Below are 15,964 nucleotides of genomic sequence, written 5' to 3'. Positions count from 1 at the left end.
ACGGTAGCCGACAGGCATGGGACTTGCCTGCCGGCCGCAACCGGCTATGCTTCCGAATATGCGCGCGACCGAGATTCCTAACTTCGACCAACTTTCAGACGAAGAGCGAGTGGCCCTCGCCGACGAAATCCTAGGGTCGCTGCGGCACTCCGATACGCTGCCGACGCCGCTGGCGCACCGCGTCGAATTGGACCGACGCTGGGCCGGCTATGAGGCGAATCCGGGCATCGCGCTTTCCCGCGAGCAATTCCGTGCCCAGGTCGCCGCGCTGAGGAAATGAGCCGGGAGCTGGCCTACCTGCCCGAGGTAGGCCGTGATTTCGTGGAGGCGGTTTCCTACTACGAAGCGCTCTCGCCGTAGGCGGCGCTGCATTTCGAGGAGGCGTTCGCCCGGGCTGAGGCGGAAGTCGCGGCGGGACTCGTCACGCACCATCGGATCTTCGAGCACTATCACCGGGTCTTCATCGGCCGTTTTCCTTACAATCTCTATTACCGTCTGCACGGCTCGCGGGCGGTGATTGTCGGCGTGCTCTACGCTCGGTTTTCGCCGCAGCGCATTGAGGGAACCTTGAGTGAGCGTGGCTCGCGTCCGGCGAGGGGTTAGGGCGTGTGCAAAATTTAATTCCCACTTTCGTTTGGCAGGAGAGTGTAGTTCCAATCCGGGGGCACAGCGAGTGACTCATAGAGGGTCAGTCCATCCGTCACTACCAGAGGGAACGCGAATGCACCCCTTGCGATGCGGGAATCAGAACCCGAATGACGCCTGGTCCGAACCCCCGGCGTCGAGCGGAGCCGCACACTCGGGGCCTTCGTTGCCTGGCTTGTTCACGAGCGTGCTCACGCGCCAGGTGGTCATTTGGTCCGCGGGAAACGTGCGGCAGAGATCGAGAAATCCCGGTTCGGAAATGGGCCCGGGGCGGATCCATTCCTTTGCGCGCTCCGATTCGAGGATAACCGGCATGCGCTCATGGGGCAGCGCGAGGAGCAGGGAGTTGGGCGCGGTGGTGAAAAGCGTGAAGGTGTCAGGACGCAGGCCTTCCACGGCGGTTTCGAAAATGCCCGCAAAGAAGAACGGACGGTGGTCGGTCAGTGTATAGTAGTTCGGGTGGCGCGGCGCCCTGCCGGTTCTTTCCTGCTTTGGCCATTCGTAGAAGCCGTCCGCCGGCACCAGGCAGCGGCGTTTCTGGATGGCCTGGCGGAAGAACGGCTTGGCAAAAGCTTCACCGCTGCGCGCATTGATGGGGGCGAGTTTGGGCTTCGATGACTTTTCCCAGAAGGGAACCAATCCCCAACGCATGGGCTTCACCTGGCATCCGGCATCCACACTGCGGTGCACGATCGCCATCGTGTCCTCCGGGTGAATGTTCCAGCGGGGCGCGGTCTCCTGCCAGACATCCTCGCCTTCGCAGATCCACTGGACCAGGCCGCGAAGCGCCTCGGGATTGGTGATCGTGTATCGCCCGCACATGCCTGAAGACTGTCATTCGCCTCATGTGGCTCTCAACCCGCCGGAGCTGCCAGGTAGTCGTGAAGGACCTCACCCGGCACCAGCGTGAACTCCCCCTTCCAGAAGTAGCCCGGTCCCGTTTCCACAACGGGCAGCAGGTGAAGCGGCGCCTGCATGTTCGGGCGGATTTCGACGGAACAAGGATCCGCCCAGCACTCCGTGATCTTCACGTCCGAGAGGCGGCGGCTCGTGATCTGGCGGATCGCGGGGCGCTCGTCGATGTGGTGCACGACCTTGTAATTCAGGTTGAGGGCGAAATCGAAGGTGAGGCGCTTGAGATCCGCGAGATCCCCGCGGTTCTGCTTGTACACCATCGTCCCCGTGAGCACGTCGATGCCATTGCGCTCCAGCGCGCCGACCACAAGGTCGCCGCGCGCCTCGACACGCGGGTTCGCCCACTTCTTCGGCTGGCCGTGAACCTCGCGTCCCTGGGCGAGTCCGCCGTCGGAGTTCAGGAAGAGAAACGGCGAGAAGCCTCCGCGTGCGCGCCCGGGAAGCTCGGCGCCGACCATGACATTGCACTCGCCATAGCGGCCGAGCCACTCGACGTCGCCCATGTTGTAGAGGTGCACGAGCACCCAGTCGCTGATCGGCTTGAGCGGCTCCGGCATGAGCCGCCGGATGGCGGCGGGTGTCGAGCGGTACGCCAGCGTGAGCACCGTGACGTCACGAAACGTGAAGGGAAACGAGGCCGACAGCGGCGCGGCCAGCGGCGTGCTCCAGGCGTGGAGCGGGTCCTTGAGGTATCCGGGGAGAAATGAAGATTCGGACATGGTGGCTAGATGCGATAACGTTCAACGACCGATTCACGCACGGTGACACCCAGTCCGGCGGTGTCACGCACGGCGATGGTGCCGTTGACAACCTGCCAGGAGTCCTCGACGAGTTCGTGCTGCATCGGATTCGGGCGGGGCTTGTGATCGAAGGTCAGTCCGTTGCTGGTCGCGGCCTGCACGGCGATGCCGGCGGCGGTGCAGAGGGCGCTGCTCCAAGTGTGGAGGGTGTAGGGTTTGTTCTCCGATTCGAGCAGGCGGGCGATCGCAAGCGTGCCGGTGATGCCCTGGCAACGCGCCGGATCCATCTGCACGATGTCGACCGCACCGTAGCGCAGAAGGCGGCGGTAACCCTCAAGGTTCCATTCCTGCTCACCGGTTCCGATGTGCTGATCGACTTGCGCGCGAAGCGCCACGTGACCTTCGAGATCGGTCGGTGGCAGTGGTTCCTCGATCCAGCGCAAACGGAACGGGGCAAGGTCGCGGCAACGCTGCACCGCGGTCTTCACATCCCAACGGGTGCGCGCGGCCAGGGCGTCGACAACGAGATCGACCTTGTCGCCGATGGCCGCGCGGCACGCGGAGACCAGGGCAATGTCGCGCTCGCGGTCCTGGCCGAAGACATTCTCGGGACGCGATCCCCATCCGCCCTTGACGTAACGATAACCCTCGGCGGCGAAGGCACGGAATTCATCGAGGTTCCACTCGAAGCGATCGAGATCGAAGTGAATGCACGCGCACGGCACGACAGCGTCGCGCACTTTTCCACCGAGAAGCGACCACACCGGCTGGCCGAGGATGCGGCCCTTGAGATCCCACAGGGCGATGTCGACCGCGCTGAGCGCCAGAGCGGCGATGCCCTGGGGTCCATACCACCAGACGTGACGTCGGAGGCGGTCATGCAGACCCAGGACATTCAGCGGATCCTGTCCGATGAGAAGCGGTGCAAAGTCCTCGGTCACCACGGCCTCCGTCGCGCGACAGGCACCGAGGAACATCGTGATGGCCTCGCCCCAGCCGACATGACCGCTGTCTGTCTCGATTCGCACGAGTGTCAGCAGACGCGGCCGGTTGTGATCGTGAGGCTCGGGGTAGCGAACAGTGAAGGGACGGACGGAGGTGATTTTCACGGGAAATGTCAGCAGGTGTGCTGGAAACCGCCGCAGACGTTGATGGTTTGCCCGGTGATGAAACCACCCCGGTCGCTGGCGAGGAATGTGATGAGATCGGCGACATCCTCGGGCGTGCCCAGGCGTCGCAGCGGGGTTGCCTGGGTCCAGCCGGCGACGAGATCGGCGGACGACTTGCCCGTCAAATTTCCGAGCTCACGGAAGCTCTCCTCCCACAGCGGCGTCAGCACGACGGCCGGACAGACCGTGTTGCAGGTGACATTGCGCGGACCGTAGGCCAGGGCGAGGGACTCGGACACGCTGGCGACCGCGGCCTTGGCAGCCGCGTAGTGGGCGGAAAGCGCGCGGCCCTTGCGCCCGGCGTTGGAGCCGAGATTGATGATTCGCGCGCCGCGCTTCGCATCGACGCGTTCCGCGAACGCGGTCCCCAGAAAAAAGAGCGCGCGCAGATCAATCTCGAGCACCTCGTCCCACTCCTCCGCGGTGATGGTGGCTGGCCTGTTGAAATGGCAGACGCCAGCGGAGTTCACCAGCACATCGAGATAGGCCGAGTGGGAAGCGGCTTCGGCTATCACGCGTTCAGCTGCCTCGGCGGGACGAAGATCGGCAACAATCGCGCGATGCGCCGGCGCGCCGGACGGGGAAGGCGGCAGCGATGCGATGACGGCGGCGAGGCTGCCGGCGTTGCGGTCGATGCCGATGACGCTCGCGCCGCCGGCGGCAAACTGCTGCGCCGAGGCGAGACCGAAGCCGCTGCCGGCACCGGTGATGACGACCGTGCGGCCGGTGAAATCGTAGGGAGTGGGCGAAGCCATGGAGGAATGTGTCAGCCAATGACGAGCGACGGGTGCCGCTGGGCGAGGGCTGGATCGTAGAGAGGCAGGACAAGATCGCTTTCGCGCGAGATGCGGGCGTAGAGGCGATGGTGCTCCTCGATGGACTCGGAAAGTCCGAGCGGGATGCGTTCCTCGTAGTTGCGGTAGTGGAAGATCGCGTCCGTGAGGGCGACGCGTCCGGCCGGGGTTGGCACGACAAAACACATGCTCGAACGGTGATGCGCGCCGCAGAACCAGGTGCGCACTCCGGGCAGCGGCTCGCTGGTCTCGTCCGGCAGGAGTGAAATCCGGGACGCGGCATCAAAGAGCAGGTGGTTGAGAACGTCCGGAGGGAAAATGATGTCGCGCGGAAGCTGGGGCACTTCAGGATCGGGGGCGTGGAAATCGATCCAGCCGCGGCGCGAAAGATGGATTCTGGCCCTGGGAAACTGATCGAGCCCGCCGGTTGCGTAGGCGGTGAGGGGTGTCACGAGCACATCGGTGATGTCGCCCGCCGCCACACCATGCGCCCGCAAGGCTGGTACAATGCGCTGCTCTGCGGCCACGACGGGGACGTGCCCAATTTCGCCGGTCGCCGCCTTGGCCCAGGTGGTCCAGTGATCATGCAGGCGCTGGAATGAAGTTCCCGTTGGAAAGCCGGTGTTGAGGAGTGCGCGACGTCCGTTTCCCTCGATGAGAAACGCCCAGAATGTGAGCGGCAGCCAGCCGGTCAGTTGGGTCATCCAGAGAACCTCGGCGGCGGGAACGTGTGTCTCGCCCATGGCGAGGGCGGTGATCCGATAGGTGGGTGAGGTGTTCATGAGGACAGGGGGTCAGAGTTGTGCGTTCCAACCACCATCGACCGAGATCGTGGCTCCATTGACGTAGCCTGATTCCACGGCAGTCAGGAAACGCACGGCGGATTTGATGTCGCCTGGCGCGCCGAGCCGCCCGACAGGGCAGTGGGCCTGCAGCCATGGATCGACGGACTTGCGATCGCGCGAAGCGGCGTCGTTGATGTCCGTGTGCATCCAGCCGGGGGCGATGCAGTTCACCGTGATGCCGTAGCGGGCGAGTTCGAGCGACATGCCTAGGGCGAGCAACTGGAGTCCGCCCTTGGTGGCGCAGTAGTGGGTCTGGGTGGAGTTGGAGCGAAAGGCACCGACACTGGTCGTGAACACGATGCGGCCGCCGCTTCCCTGGTCTTTCATGACATGCGCGGCCTCCTGGCCCACGTAGAATCCTCCGTCGAAATTGATCGCGCGATGCCGTTGCCAGTCCTCGTCGGTGAGATCGAGAAACGGGGCGAAACGACAGATGCCCGCGTTGCTCATGACAATGTCAAGTCCGCCAAGCAGGGCCGCGGCGGCCTGCACCGCGCCACGTGCAGCGGTTGGTTCGCCGACATCCGCATCGATGGCGTGGATGGCGCGTCCGGGAAACTGTTCACCGAGGCGCCTGACCTCGGCCTCCGCCTTGGCGGAGTCGCGAAAATGGTTGATGGCGACTGAGCAGCCGGCCTCGAGCAGGGCTTCCGCGCCAGCGAGTCCGAGACCGCGTGAGCCACCGGTGATGAAGGCGCGTTTTCCAAAGGGTGTCATGGGCAGTCCATCCTTTCTTTTGGACGCAGGATGCGGGAAAACTGCCCAATCGCGAGCCTCGGAAGAGGTCAGATCACGCCATTGTGAGTCCCGAATCCGCCATGGAATCGATTCGAGACACCCCCGAAGGATTTATCATCCTATTGCTCCAGTTGAGTTTAGCGGACGTCTGTGTCGTTTATCGTGGAGACCGCTTCAGAGGTATCCCTACGAATCAGGGGCACGCTCCGTCGTGCCCTGGGGACGCGCGTGGTGAAACTTCGCCGGAAGGTTAGACGCGAAGGCATGAGGACGCGAAAGAGAGGGAGTGGAAGCGGTCGGTGTGAAATTGAACCGGCGGTGTGGAGCGGGGGGGCGTTCCCTGGGCATGACAAAGCATGCCCCTCCAACGGAGGGGGGATGCAAGGACTGATGGAGGGGCACGCTCCGTCGTGACCAGTTCGAGCTCGAACGCTGCTTAACGTCTGCAAGATTCGGCGCGGTCGGCAATCGACATCGGTGGCGCGCGGTTTCACGCTGACCCTCCGTCATGAAACCAGCCGTCCCGACCCTGAACCCCTGCTTGTTGAACCGTCCCATGCGGATGACTGCCTGGCTCGCACTTCCGATTGTGTGCAGCCTCGCGCTCGCGTTCATTTCTCCACCCATCGTCCATGCCGCCGCTCCCCAGCCCAGGCATCATCAGCAACCAAACATCATCTTCATTCTGGCGGACGACCTCGGTTACGGCGAGTTGGGATGCTACGGCCAGTCCAAGATCAAGACCCCGAATCTCGATCGCATGGCCACCGAAGGAATGCGTTTCACCCAGTTTTATGCCGGAAGCACAGTTTGCGCACCGTCGCGCAGCGTGCTCATGACGGGACAGCATCTCGGCCACACGCGGGTGCGCGGCAACGCCGGTTATGGCAACTTCGCCCCGCAGACGCTGCAGGCGGACGATGTCACGATCGCGAGCATCCTCCGGAAGGCGGGCTATGCCACCGGCTTGATCGGCAAGTGGGGACTCGGTGAACTCGGCAGCACCGGCGAGCCCTCACGTCAGGGATTCGACTACCAGTTCGGATTCATCAATCAAACGCACGCCCATAACCATTACCCGGATCATGTCTGGCGGAACGGAAAGCGCGTCGAACTTCCCAACGATCTCGTCAAGGTCGGCAATGCCGAGGGCACCGGCTACTCCGTCGAGCGCAAGGTCTACATCGACGACGTCTTTGCCCAGGAATCACTCGACTTCATCACGCGCAACCAGAAGCAGCCCTTCTTCCTGTTCCTGGCGATGGTGACCCCTCACGCCAATGGCGAACGCAAGCACGAACTGGGCGATGGCAATGAAGTGCCCGACCAGGGCATCTATGCCTCCGAACCCTGGACCGACTCCAACCGCAATCACGCGGCCATGGTCACGCGCATGGATCGCGATGTTGGTGCAATTTTCGAGCACCTCAAGAAACTCGGACTCGACGATCGCACGCTCGTCATGTTCTCCAGCGACAATGGCGCCCACAAGGAGGGCGGGACACACTACGACACGGCGTTTTTCCGCGTGAGCGGTCCGTTCAGCGGACTCAAGCGCAGCCTCACCGACGGCGGCATCCGCATTCCATTCATAGCCCGCTGGCCCGGGATGATTGCCGCGGACACCGTGTCGGATCACGTCGGCTACTTTGGAGACCTGCTCGTCACCTGGGCCGAATTTGCCGGCATCGCCGTGACAACTCCCCATGATGGCATAAGCATTGTTCCAACGCTCACTGGAAAGGGCAAACAGGCCGATCATGACTACCTGTACTGGGAATTCTACGAGCAGGGGGTCAATCAGGCTGTGCTGCTCAACGGCCGCTGGAAGGCCATTCGCCTCAAGACGACGCAGTCACCCATTCATCTCTACGATCTGAAATCTGATGTGACTGAAACCAAGGATGTCGCTGCGGATCATCCGGATATCGTGAAGCGCGCAAAAGAGCTCTTCGTCACCGCCCACGTCGACAACGAGTACTGGAAGCTGAAGCCAGTGGCATCGGCCAAGTTTTAGAAGATCGGCGGGCGGGATCAGCCCGATTCCCCGGATCCTGTGATCGTCCCTGCGGGCAGAAAACTGGTCGCGAGAAAGTGCAGGGCTCCGCGCGCGTCGGAAATCACATGCTCGACCTCCCGGTCGAGTGGATTGATCCATCCCGAACCACGCTCGCCGGAGAGACCTGATGGCGTGACCACTGCGGACGAGGAAGGTTGCGAAATCGACACCGCAATCTGAGCCGGATCGTCAGCGGGCTGCAGACCGGCTCCCGTCGGAAAAGTGCGACGCACGAGCACAAGCGCCACCAAACAGGCTGCGCCAGCCAGCACGAGCCCGGGAGCTCCTCGACGAAACCAGGAGGTTCGTGCCCTGGGGTTTTCCTGCATTGCGCGCGACACTCGCGCGACAAAGAAGGGCGAGACCTCGCGCTGCGCCGGCCGGGCATCCTGGCGGAATCGTCGCGTGAGCGCCGCTTCTGCGTCCCGCTCCCGTGCAAGCGCCGGATCGCAATCGCAGGCCCGCGCAAGCCAGGCGGGCAGGGGCCTTTCGGAGACATTGTACCAGCGGATCAGAAGTTTTTTCAAATGGGCATTCATGGCTGTGACGGGCTGGGAGGCTGAAGTTTGCGAAGCTGGTGGCGGGCGCGAAAGAGCAGGATCTTCACGCCCGCCTGGGTGCGATTGAGCACCCGGGCGATATCCTGGATGGACATTTCCTCGAGATACTTGAGGACAACGACCTCCTGGTACGGAGACTTGAGCTGGCGGACATAGTGCCAGACCGTGTCGGTCTGTTCCGCCTGCTCGGCGGACGCGGCGGGTGTGTCCTCGGTGCAGGCGACATCAAAATCAAGCTCCTCGGTCCTTCGGGTGTCTCGATGATGATTGTACACCGTGCGCCGCGCAATGGTGTAGAGCCACGCGGAGAAACTGGTCCGGTGCTCGTAGCGGTGCAGGTTCCTGTATGCCTTGACGAAGGTGTCCTGGGCCAGGTCCTCCGCATCCTGACGGTTGCGCGTGTAGCGATGGAGGAAATTGCAGAGTCTGTCCTGATGCTCCACGACAAGCCGCGCAAAGGCCTCCGGATCCCCCGCAAAGTCCGGCGCCGCGCCACCGGCCGCCTCATGTGCGGATCCCGGGGGCATCATGGTTTCAGTCTCACCTGCGGCATGCATGTATTCACATGTCAGATACGAAGGCTAGGGAGCCGGGGTGGCGGCGACGGGAGGCGCGGGGGGGGCCGGGGGCGCGGGATGTGGCGTGCGCTTCTCCGCGGCCAGCGATGTCAGGAGCTTGATGGCATCCTCAGATGGAAAGGTGAGTCCTACGGAGACGGAGTGTTCCGACTGGTCAACGGTTATGCTCTGCGCCAGGCGATTGATGTTCTGGTCCTGGACCTGGACAAACGAGGCCATAGCTATGATGCCTTGGACAATCTTGCTCATGTTTGTCGACACCTCGGCGTTGGCTGTGAGCAGTGTCACGCGAGCCGCCAGATTTGCACCCATTTCCCCAAGCGCCACCTGTACACCGGTCGCCTTCTGAAGGAGCCGCGCCTGGGCGGGCATTTCCTTGAGCCGGTCGAATCCATTGGCCGATGCGATGAAAAAGAATCCCCTGCTGTTTGCCGAGGCCAGGAGCGGGTCGCTCCGTTCAATCGGAGCGATCCTGCCGTCGATCACCGAAAGCGCCTGTTCAACCTGATCAAACTGCTTGCTGATCAGGATGAGATCACGGCGTGGAAAGGTCAGGTAGACTTCATTCGCAAAGAGGTAGGTCGGGAATGACTTACCCACGACGGTCTTGAAGGGCACCTTGCCGTCATGGGAAAGCTCCTGCCCCGCAAGAAAACCCTCCACGATCGTCTGCACTTTGGGACCCGCCTGCACGAGGAGCACCGCATGATTCTGCGGATTGTTCTCAAACGAGTTTCCATACGCTGTGAGCGAGTGGATCTGCTGGATGATTCCATCGACGTCGATGGAGATATTCGACTGCCTTGACTGCTCCTTTTTGGCGATCTCGGTCTTGATGCGGTCGATGACAAAGCCGCCGATTTTCGAGGCTTTCAACCCGTCGAGATCAACATGGGCGAGCCATTTGGTGTCCTTCGCCACCTGCGCGGGATCGAAGGGCGCCGCGTTCAGAAAGGTTCCAGTGACAAGTATTCCTGCAAGCAGACTGGGGATGATTTTCATGGGATGATTTCCGTATGCCCTGTTAACCCGCGGCTGAACGCAAAGGTTACACCCTGCCTGCAATTTGTCTGGTTACCTCAGGATTCCTTCTCTGAGCCAATGCTGTACTGCTTGTTGGAAAATACGATGCATGCGACAACCACCGCGAGCACTGCCAGGATCAACAGAACGCCGGTCGATTGAAACAGCGGCCAGGACGCAAGGCCATCGGTTGCCTGTCGTGCCTCTTTAAGCAAGAACTTCGCATGTCGCGTAACCGCGAGTTGGTTGAGATTGGTCGGCAGCCGGCCGATGCCGTTCTCCACCACAAACGCATAGAAGAGCCCCATCACCATGTATTTCCCAGTGGTGACGCCAAGTGCGACTGCGATCGCGGAGAATGGCAGGATCATCGCAAACTCCACCGCGCACGTCATCGCCAGATGATCCCAGACGCCGCGGAGTCCGAAAAACCCACAGGTCGCGTGCACGACCACAGTCGCCAGAATCGCCTGCGCCGTCACAATCACCACCGTCGTCAACCATGCTGCGACAACCAGGTGATGTTTCTTCGCCGGCCTGGTCCAGAGGTACTCGATCGTGAAGGAGCGGATGGGATTGCGCAGCATGCCGCCTCCCACGACGAGACACAACAGAGGGACAAGCTTCAGCGCCACGACATCGATCATCCATCGTTCGAACTGCGCGGAATTCGCCCGCGCAACCGAAAGCTTCGTCAGCACGACCAGCCCGATCCCCACAAGGACCAGTTTCAGCCAGAATCGCGGACGCTTCCAGGAGTTCAGCTCAAGCGACAGAAATGCAAGGATGACGGAACCGAGGGGTGTTGCACCGGCTGGTGGCGCGGTGAAGGCGTCCACAATGGTCACAGGGTTTGCGGGAAGTGGCGGCGGCAAAGTGGAGTCGCTCATGGGGAGGTCCTTTCGAAGGCATTCTGGAGCGATGAGGTTCTGCTCTGCAGCTCGTGGATCCGCGCGGGACAATCCGCCAGCAGCTCCGTCCACTCATTGAAAAACCTTTCCGGCTGCCGAAGCCAGACGACGACCCGGTCATTCTCAAGGCAGTATCCCCGCAGGTGTCCGGACGTCCTCAGGCGCTCGACGACAGCCTCAGGCTGGTCGGTGCGAATGACGATCTGGCCGGGCAGGCTGGTCGAGTTCGGGTGAGCCTCATGCTGCGATCCGCCGACAATCACCCGACCCCAGTTCAGCATGAGGAATCCGCCGCACAGCGCCTCGAGTTCGTCCAGAATGTGGCTCGATATGAGAATGTGCACGCCACCGCGCTGCAGCCCGCGGAGGATTTCACCGATCTCATGACGGCCCATGGGGTCGAGACCGTTCATCGGTTCGTCAAGAATCACCAGCGCGGGCTTGTGGAGTATCGCCTGGGCCAGTTTCACCCGCTGGCGCATGCCCTTGGAATAGGTCCCGATGCGCTTGTTCCAGTGCTCCCGCGAGAGCCCAACGGCGGTCAGTGCCAGCTCGCTTCTTCGCAGCGCCTCCGCGCGCGGCACACCGGAGAGCATCGCCAGCGAACGGAGCCAGTCGGCCGGTCTCAGCTCCTGGTGCACATGCTCGTGCTCGGGGCAGTACCCAATGCGCCCGAGAACGCGCGGATTGTTCCATGGCTCCTCGCCAAAAACCGTGAGCCGCCCGGACGAGGGGCGAAGCTGTCCCGTGACCAGCTTTATCAGCGTGCTCTTGCCCGCGCCATTGGGTCCGACAAGGCCCGTGATGCCCGGCCCGATCGTGAACGAGACATTGTTCAACCCCAGCACGAGGCCGTAGAAGCAGCTCAATTCACCGGCCTGGATGACGGCACTCATTCTGATTTGACGCGTTTGCCGACCGCTAGAACAGAGAGTCCGCAGAATCCGATCAGGAACGCCAATGGAATCCAGATTTCTCCGGAAAACATCGTCAGGGCGTTCGCGGCGCCGCGCGGCAGCGTCTTGAACGCAGACTCAAAAAACGGCAGTGAATCCCTCGCCTCGGCGATCACTCCAGGCGTGTCAAGGAGCCGGCGCGTAATCTCCCGCAGGCAGTTCATCGGGCTCAGGTAGCGACCCCACGGGAACACGTGGCTCGCCGCCTCGGCCACGAATCCGGACACAAGCCAGAGCACGATCCAAAGGGCCGTCGCCGCGCCGGACCTCTTGACGAGCGAAGACACGGCGAGCGCGAAGACACTCAGCGAAACCACGGTGATTGCGGCCGCGGCGAGGGTTCGCAGCAGCGCCGGGAATCCGTGCCAGAAGAAGGACCAGTCCGGGGAGAATACATTCGACACGAACCAGATGCAGGCCAGCGGAGCAAGCAGGAGTCCGGCCAGCAGCACCAAGGCGATCCCAAACTTTCCCGCCAGATAGTCGGCGCGCGTCAGCGCCTTCGAATTGTAGATCAGAATGGCCCGGCTGGAAAGGTCCTGCGAGATGAGCCGCGGCACGAACAGCGCCACGGCGATGCAGGAAAGCGTTCCGCAGAAGAGCGACATGAACAGCAGCGTGAAGCGGAACAGGCCGTCGACCGTGATTTCCGGATAGAGGAGGATCCAGGCTGTCATGCCGTCGAGCAGCGCCTTGGCCTTTCGCCCGAAGTTCTGTGCAACGAACATCGCGAAGGCGCTGTCCGGGGAAAGCAGCTGCCCGATCAGGAAGTGAAGGGTGATCACCCCGAGCGCGCTCACCCACGCGATCGCGAACAGAGTGCGGAGCAGCCGCGACCGCCAGCACAGCCGCAGGCCGTATTGCGTGATGGTCCACCGGCGCCTCCAGATGGACGTCGAGGCCCCCCGCCAGTGCTCGTAGCCGGATTTCCGGTTGTTCATGGTGCAGCGCCTTGGTTCCGCAGCGCCTGAAGGAAGAACTCCTGCAGTGCGTTGGGGCTGGCCTTGATTTCAAGCGGAGCCACGCGCCGCTCGCGCAGAAACGCGATCATCGGATTGAGCGAATCCATGCCGTGTGAAACGCGAATGCGGCCATTTCCCAGCAGCTCGCTCGGCCAGCCGTTTCGCGAAAATGCCTCGGTCAGTTCCCGCGCTCCCGCCTGGACCGCGAGCTCGGCGACGGGCTTGCGGCGGCGCTTCAGCTCCTGGAGGTGATCGTGAACCACGATCCGCCCGCGCGCCACGATGACAATCTGCTCGCAGATGCGGTCGACGTCCGGAAGCAGGTGCGAGGACAGCACCACGCTGATGCCCGACTCCTTCCAGATGCGTGCGATCAGATCGAGGATGTGCGCCTGGCCCTCCGGATCGAGGCCGTTCGTCGGTTCATCCAGAAACACCAGCTCCGGATCGTGCACGATCGCCTGGGCGATCTTGATGCGCTGCTTCATGCCCGTCGAGTAGGTGTCCACCAGGCGGTATCGCTCCTGCCCCATTCCCACAAAATCCAGCATCTCGTGCGCCCGCTGGCGCGCCGCCGCAAACGGCAGGCCGGACAACTGCGCGCAGTACGTGACATACTCGCATCCAGCCATGCCGGGAATGTGGCAGTCCTGCTCCGGCGCATAGCCCACCCGCTTCCGAACCTCGCGACCGTGCACGTCGATGTCCTGCTCCAGCAGCGACGCTTTTCCCGCATCCTTCCCATCAAGCTGCAGCAGACACCGGATCAAGGTAGACTTGCCCGCTCCATTGGGGCCGAGCAGTCCGATGGTGCCTGGCTCAATGTGCAGATCGATCCCATCCAATGCCTGATGACTGCCGAAGCGCTTGCTCAGGCCCTTGGTTTCGATGATTGCAGCCATGTGTGGAACAGGCTCAATACACGAATTGGGGCACCGAGGTTACGCTATAATCGAGGAAAGTCGTTTTCGTGCGCATCTTGGCAGGCTCAATCCTGCGGTCGCTCAAGGAGCAGGTCACTCCATTCTCCCATCACGCGACTGTCGATCCGCCAGCCGGGTGCGGTGGTTGAAAACACTGTCCGCACCTCGGCGTTTTCAGAGGCCAGAATGCCGCTGAGAACGAGCTGGCCGCCGGGTGCCACCGCCTGAACCAGGCTGCCTGCGAACGCCATCAGGACATCGGCCTGGATATTGGCCAGCACGAGGTCCGCGCGTCTTCCCGCCAGACCCGAGACGAGATCGGCCGTGGAAAACTCGACCAGGCCCGCCATGTCGTTGAGCTCCGCGTTCTCCCCGCTCACGCGCACCGCCTCCGGATCGTTGTCAAAACCGGAGACCCGGGAGAATCCCAGCCTGGCCGCCGACAATGCCAGGATTCCCGAACCGCAGCCGGCATCGATGACCACCTCCGGCCGGCCGCCGCGCTCCGTCCGGGCACGGGATAGCGCGAAGGCCGCGAGCCGCTCACAGCAGAGCCGCGTCGTCTCATGATTCCCCGTTCCAAAGGCAAGGCCCGGATCCAGCCAGATGACCGCATGTCCGGGTGGCGGGACAAAGGTGTCGCGCTCCCAGACCGGCACCCAGTGCAGGCGACCGAATGTCCAGGCCTTGAAGTGCGTCTTGTAGCTGTCGCGCCAGTCCTGATCAGCAAGCTCCCGTGTCTGCGCCTCTCCTCGTTTCCATTCGGAAGGCAGGATCTCGTTCAGACGGGAAAGTCCCGCCGCCATCTCATCACGATTCTCAAAATAGCCCGCAACCCAGGCGCGGGAGGACGGCTTGTCTTCAAGCAGCATCAATCGCCCGTCCTCCAGGATGGCGATCGTTTCCTCAACTTCGCCTGCGACATCGGATCCGACTTCCAGCTTGAGCTCAAACAGCGGCATGAGGCTAGTGTTCTGTCGCGGAAATGACTATACATATATCATGCGGCCTTCTTGCGCGGCTTTCGCCGGGTGCAACCGGGCTGGATGGCCTCGAGCCGGCGACGACAGCGTTCGATCCTGGCAAGGATGTCCTCCGCCTTGGCGGTCCAAACAAATGGCGTGGGCTCCTGGTTCCATTGCTCGATGAAGCGGGTGATCGAGTTGATCAGATCGGGAACACTGGAGAAGCTGCCGCGACGCACCGCCTTGCCGGTGAGTTCGGCAAACCAGCGCTCCACCAGATTGAGCCAGCTCGAACTGGTGGGAATGAAGTGCAGTTTGAAGCGTGGACGCCGGGCGAGCCAGCGCTGCACCCGCTCGTGTTTGTGGGTGCCGTAATTGTCGACGATAAGATGGAGCTCGTCCGCCTCGGCATATTCCGCGTCGATTTGTCGCAGGAACTTCAGGAACTCGATGTGCCGGTGGCGCGGGAAGCAGTGGCCGCTGATCTTGCCGGCGGCCACGTTCAATGCGGCAAACAGCGTGGTCGTGCCATGGCGCACGTAGTCGTGCGTCCAGGTGCCGCAGCGACCGCGCTTCAGCGGCAGGCCTGGTTGCGTGCGATCCAGCGCCTGAATCTGGCTTTTCTCGTCCACGCAGAGCACCACCGCGTTTTGCGGTGGGTTGAGGTAAACGCCCACCACATCGAGCAGTTTGGGCACAAACTGTGGATCGCGGGAGAGTTTGAACGTCTCCTGTCGGTGCGGCTGCAACCCATGCTCCTGCCAGATACGCGCGACTGTGCTCGCATGCACGCCCTGCGCCTTCGCCAGGGTTCGCGCGCTCCAGTGCGTCCGCCCCGGCGGCTTCGTGTGCAGCGTCGCTTCGACGATCCTTTTCGCCAGCCCTCGGCGCGGCTTGCGCCCGCGGCCATTCGCCACGTCCCACAATCCTTGCGGACCTGCGGACACAAAGCGCTGGCGCCACAGCCGGCAGGTGTGCCGGTTCACCTCCAGCTCCTCCGCAATCGTGGCATCGTCCAGCCCTTCGGCCTTGCGCAAAATGATCCGGCAGCGCTTCACCACCTGCTGGGGCGTACCGTGCGCGCCCACCCAGCGCTCCAAAACGCCACGTTGGTCTGCCGTGACCGTCAGAATCGTCGGTTTCCTGCTCATGCTTGCAGGTTGAACGATAACGACTTTTAA

At 62.5% G+C, this 15,964-nt stretch carries 17 protein-coding genes; 2 read left to right on the top strand and 15 right to left on the bottom strand.

Going from position 1 to position 15,964, the window contains the following annotated elements; genetic code table 11:
• Window positions 1-58: 58 nt before the first annotated feature.
• Window positions 59-280: an addiction module protein gene (locus tag HS122_19035; GenBank protein ID MBE7540490.1), complete on the top strand. Its 222-nt coding sequence runs from the start codon at window positions 59-61 to the stop codon at window positions 278-280.
• 464 nt (window positions 281-744) lie between these two features.
• On the opposite strand, the gene HS122_19030 is transcribed toward HS122_19035, so the two are convergent.
• The 6 genes from HS122_19030 to HS122_19005 are packed head-to-tail and all read right to left on the bottom strand — an operon-like array spanning window position 745 to window position 5,825.
• Window positions 745-1,467: an SOS response-associated peptidase gene (locus HS122_19030; protein MBE7540489.1), complete on the bottom strand. Its 723-nt coding sequence runs from the start codon at window positions 1,465-1,467 to the stop codon at window positions 745-747.
• A gap of 32 nt (window positions 1,468-1,499) precedes the next feature.
• Window positions 1,500-2,279 (bottom strand): acetoacetate decarboxylase family protein, encoded by a 780-nt coding sequence (locus HS122_19025; protein MBE7540488.1) that lies wholly within the window; start codon window positions 2,277-2,279, stop codon window positions 1,500-1,502.
• A gap of 5 nt (window positions 2,280-2,284) precedes the next feature.
• Complete coding sequence (locus tag HS122_19020; GenBank protein ID MBE7540487.1) at window positions 2,285-3,409, bottom strand: mandelate racemase/muconate lactonizing enzyme family protein; 1,125 nt, start codon at window positions 3,407-3,409, stop codon at window positions 2,285-2,287.
• A gap of 8 nt (window positions 3,410-3,417) precedes the next feature.
• A complete protein-coding gene (locus tag HS122_19015) occupies window positions 3,418-4,224 on the bottom strand; it encodes an SDR family oxidoreductase (protein ID MBE7540486.1) in 807 nt (268 codons plus the stop codon).
• An 11-nt stretch (window positions 4,225-4,235) separates the two neighbouring features.
• Window positions 4,236-5,045, bottom strand: coding sequence for a hypothetical protein (locus tag HS122_19010; protein MBE7540485.1), 810 nt, complete (start codon window positions 5,043-5,045; stop codon window positions 4,236-4,238).
• 12 nt (window positions 5,046-5,057) lie between these two features.
• Entirely contained in the window at window positions 5,058-5,825 is a 768-nt protein-coding gene (locus HS122_19005; GenBank protein MBE7540484.1) for an SDR family oxidoreductase, read from the bottom strand.
• Window positions 5,826-6,402: 577 nt separating this feature from the next.
• Here HS122_19005 and HS122_19000 point away from each other — a divergent pair.
• Complete coding sequence (locus tag HS122_19000) at window positions 6,403-7,863, top strand: arylsulfatase (protein MBE7540483.1); 1,461 nt, start codon at window positions 6,403-6,405, stop codon at window positions 7,861-7,863.
• A gap of 17 nt (window positions 7,864-7,880) precedes the next feature.
• Here the strand turns inward: HS122_19000 and HS122_18995 are convergent, their stop codons facing one another.
• From HS122_18995 to HS122_18955, 9 genes are all read right to left on the bottom strand, one after another.
• Window positions 7,881-8,444, bottom strand: coding sequence for a hypothetical protein (locus tag HS122_18995; protein MBE7540482.1), 564 nt, complete (start codon window positions 8,442-8,444; stop codon window positions 7,881-7,883).
• Window positions 8,441-8,995: a sigma-70 family RNA polymerase sigma factor gene (locus tag HS122_18990; protein MBE7540481.1), complete on the bottom strand. Its 555-nt coding sequence runs from the start codon at window positions 8,993-8,995 to the stop codon at window positions 8,441-8,443. The genes HS122_18995 and HS122_18990 overlap by 4 nt, the downstream gene beginning before the upstream one ends.
• Before the next feature lie 51 nt (window positions 8,996-9,046).
• Window positions 9,047-10,045 carry a hypothetical protein gene (locus HS122_18985; GenBank protein MBE7540480.1) on the bottom strand — a complete coding sequence of 333 codons (999 nt, stop codon included), beginning with the start codon at window positions 10,043-10,045 and terminating at the stop codon, window positions 9,047-9,049.
• 77 nt (window positions 10,046-10,122) lie between these two features.
• On the bottom strand, window positions 10,123-10,956 hold the full coding sequence (locus HS122_18980; protein ID MBE7540479.1) for a hypothetical protein: 834 nt from the start codon (window positions 10,954-10,956) through the stop codon (window positions 10,123-10,125).
• Complete coding sequence (locus tag HS122_18975; GenBank protein MBE7540478.1) at window positions 10,953-11,873, bottom strand: ABC transporter ATP-binding protein; 921 nt, start codon at window positions 11,871-11,873, stop codon at window positions 10,953-10,955. The genes HS122_18980 and HS122_18975 overlap by 4 nt, the downstream gene beginning before the upstream one ends.
• Window positions 11,870-12,874 carry a hypothetical protein gene (locus tag HS122_18970; protein ID MBE7540477.1) on the bottom strand — a complete coding sequence of 335 codons (1,005 nt, stop codon included), beginning with the start codon at window positions 12,872-12,874 and terminating at the stop codon, window positions 11,870-11,872. Before HS122_18970 ends, HS122_18975 begins: the two co-directional genes overlap by 4 nt.
• The gene (locus HS122_18965) at window positions 12,871-13,797 is read right to left on the bottom strand and encodes an ABC transporter ATP-binding protein (protein ID MBE7540476.1); all 927 of its coding nucleotides are present in this window, start codon (window positions 13,795-13,797) and stop codon (window positions 12,871-12,873) included. Before HS122_18965 ends, HS122_18970 begins: the two co-directional genes overlap by 4 nt.
• Window positions 13,798-13,883: 86 nt before the next feature.
• Window positions 13,884-14,780 (bottom strand): 50S ribosomal protein L11 methyltransferase, encoded by an 897-nt coding sequence (locus HS122_18960; GenBank protein ID MBE7540475.1) that lies wholly within the window; start codon window positions 14,778-14,780, stop codon window positions 13,884-13,886.
• Between the two features lie 38 nt (window positions 14,781-14,818).
• Complete coding sequence (locus HS122_18955) at window positions 14,819-15,934, bottom strand: IS630 family transposase (GenBank protein MBE7540474.1); 1,116 nt, start codon at window positions 15,932-15,934, stop codon at window positions 14,819-14,821.
• Window positions 15,935-15,964 lie beyond the last annotated feature (30 nt).

This window comes from Opitutaceae bacterium (assembly GCA_015075305.1).
Taxonomy (GTDB): Bacteria; Verrucomicrobiota; Verrucomicrobiia; order Opitutales; family Opitutaceae; genus UBA6669.
This window is presented reverse-complemented; position numbering and strand designations above follow the sequence as displayed.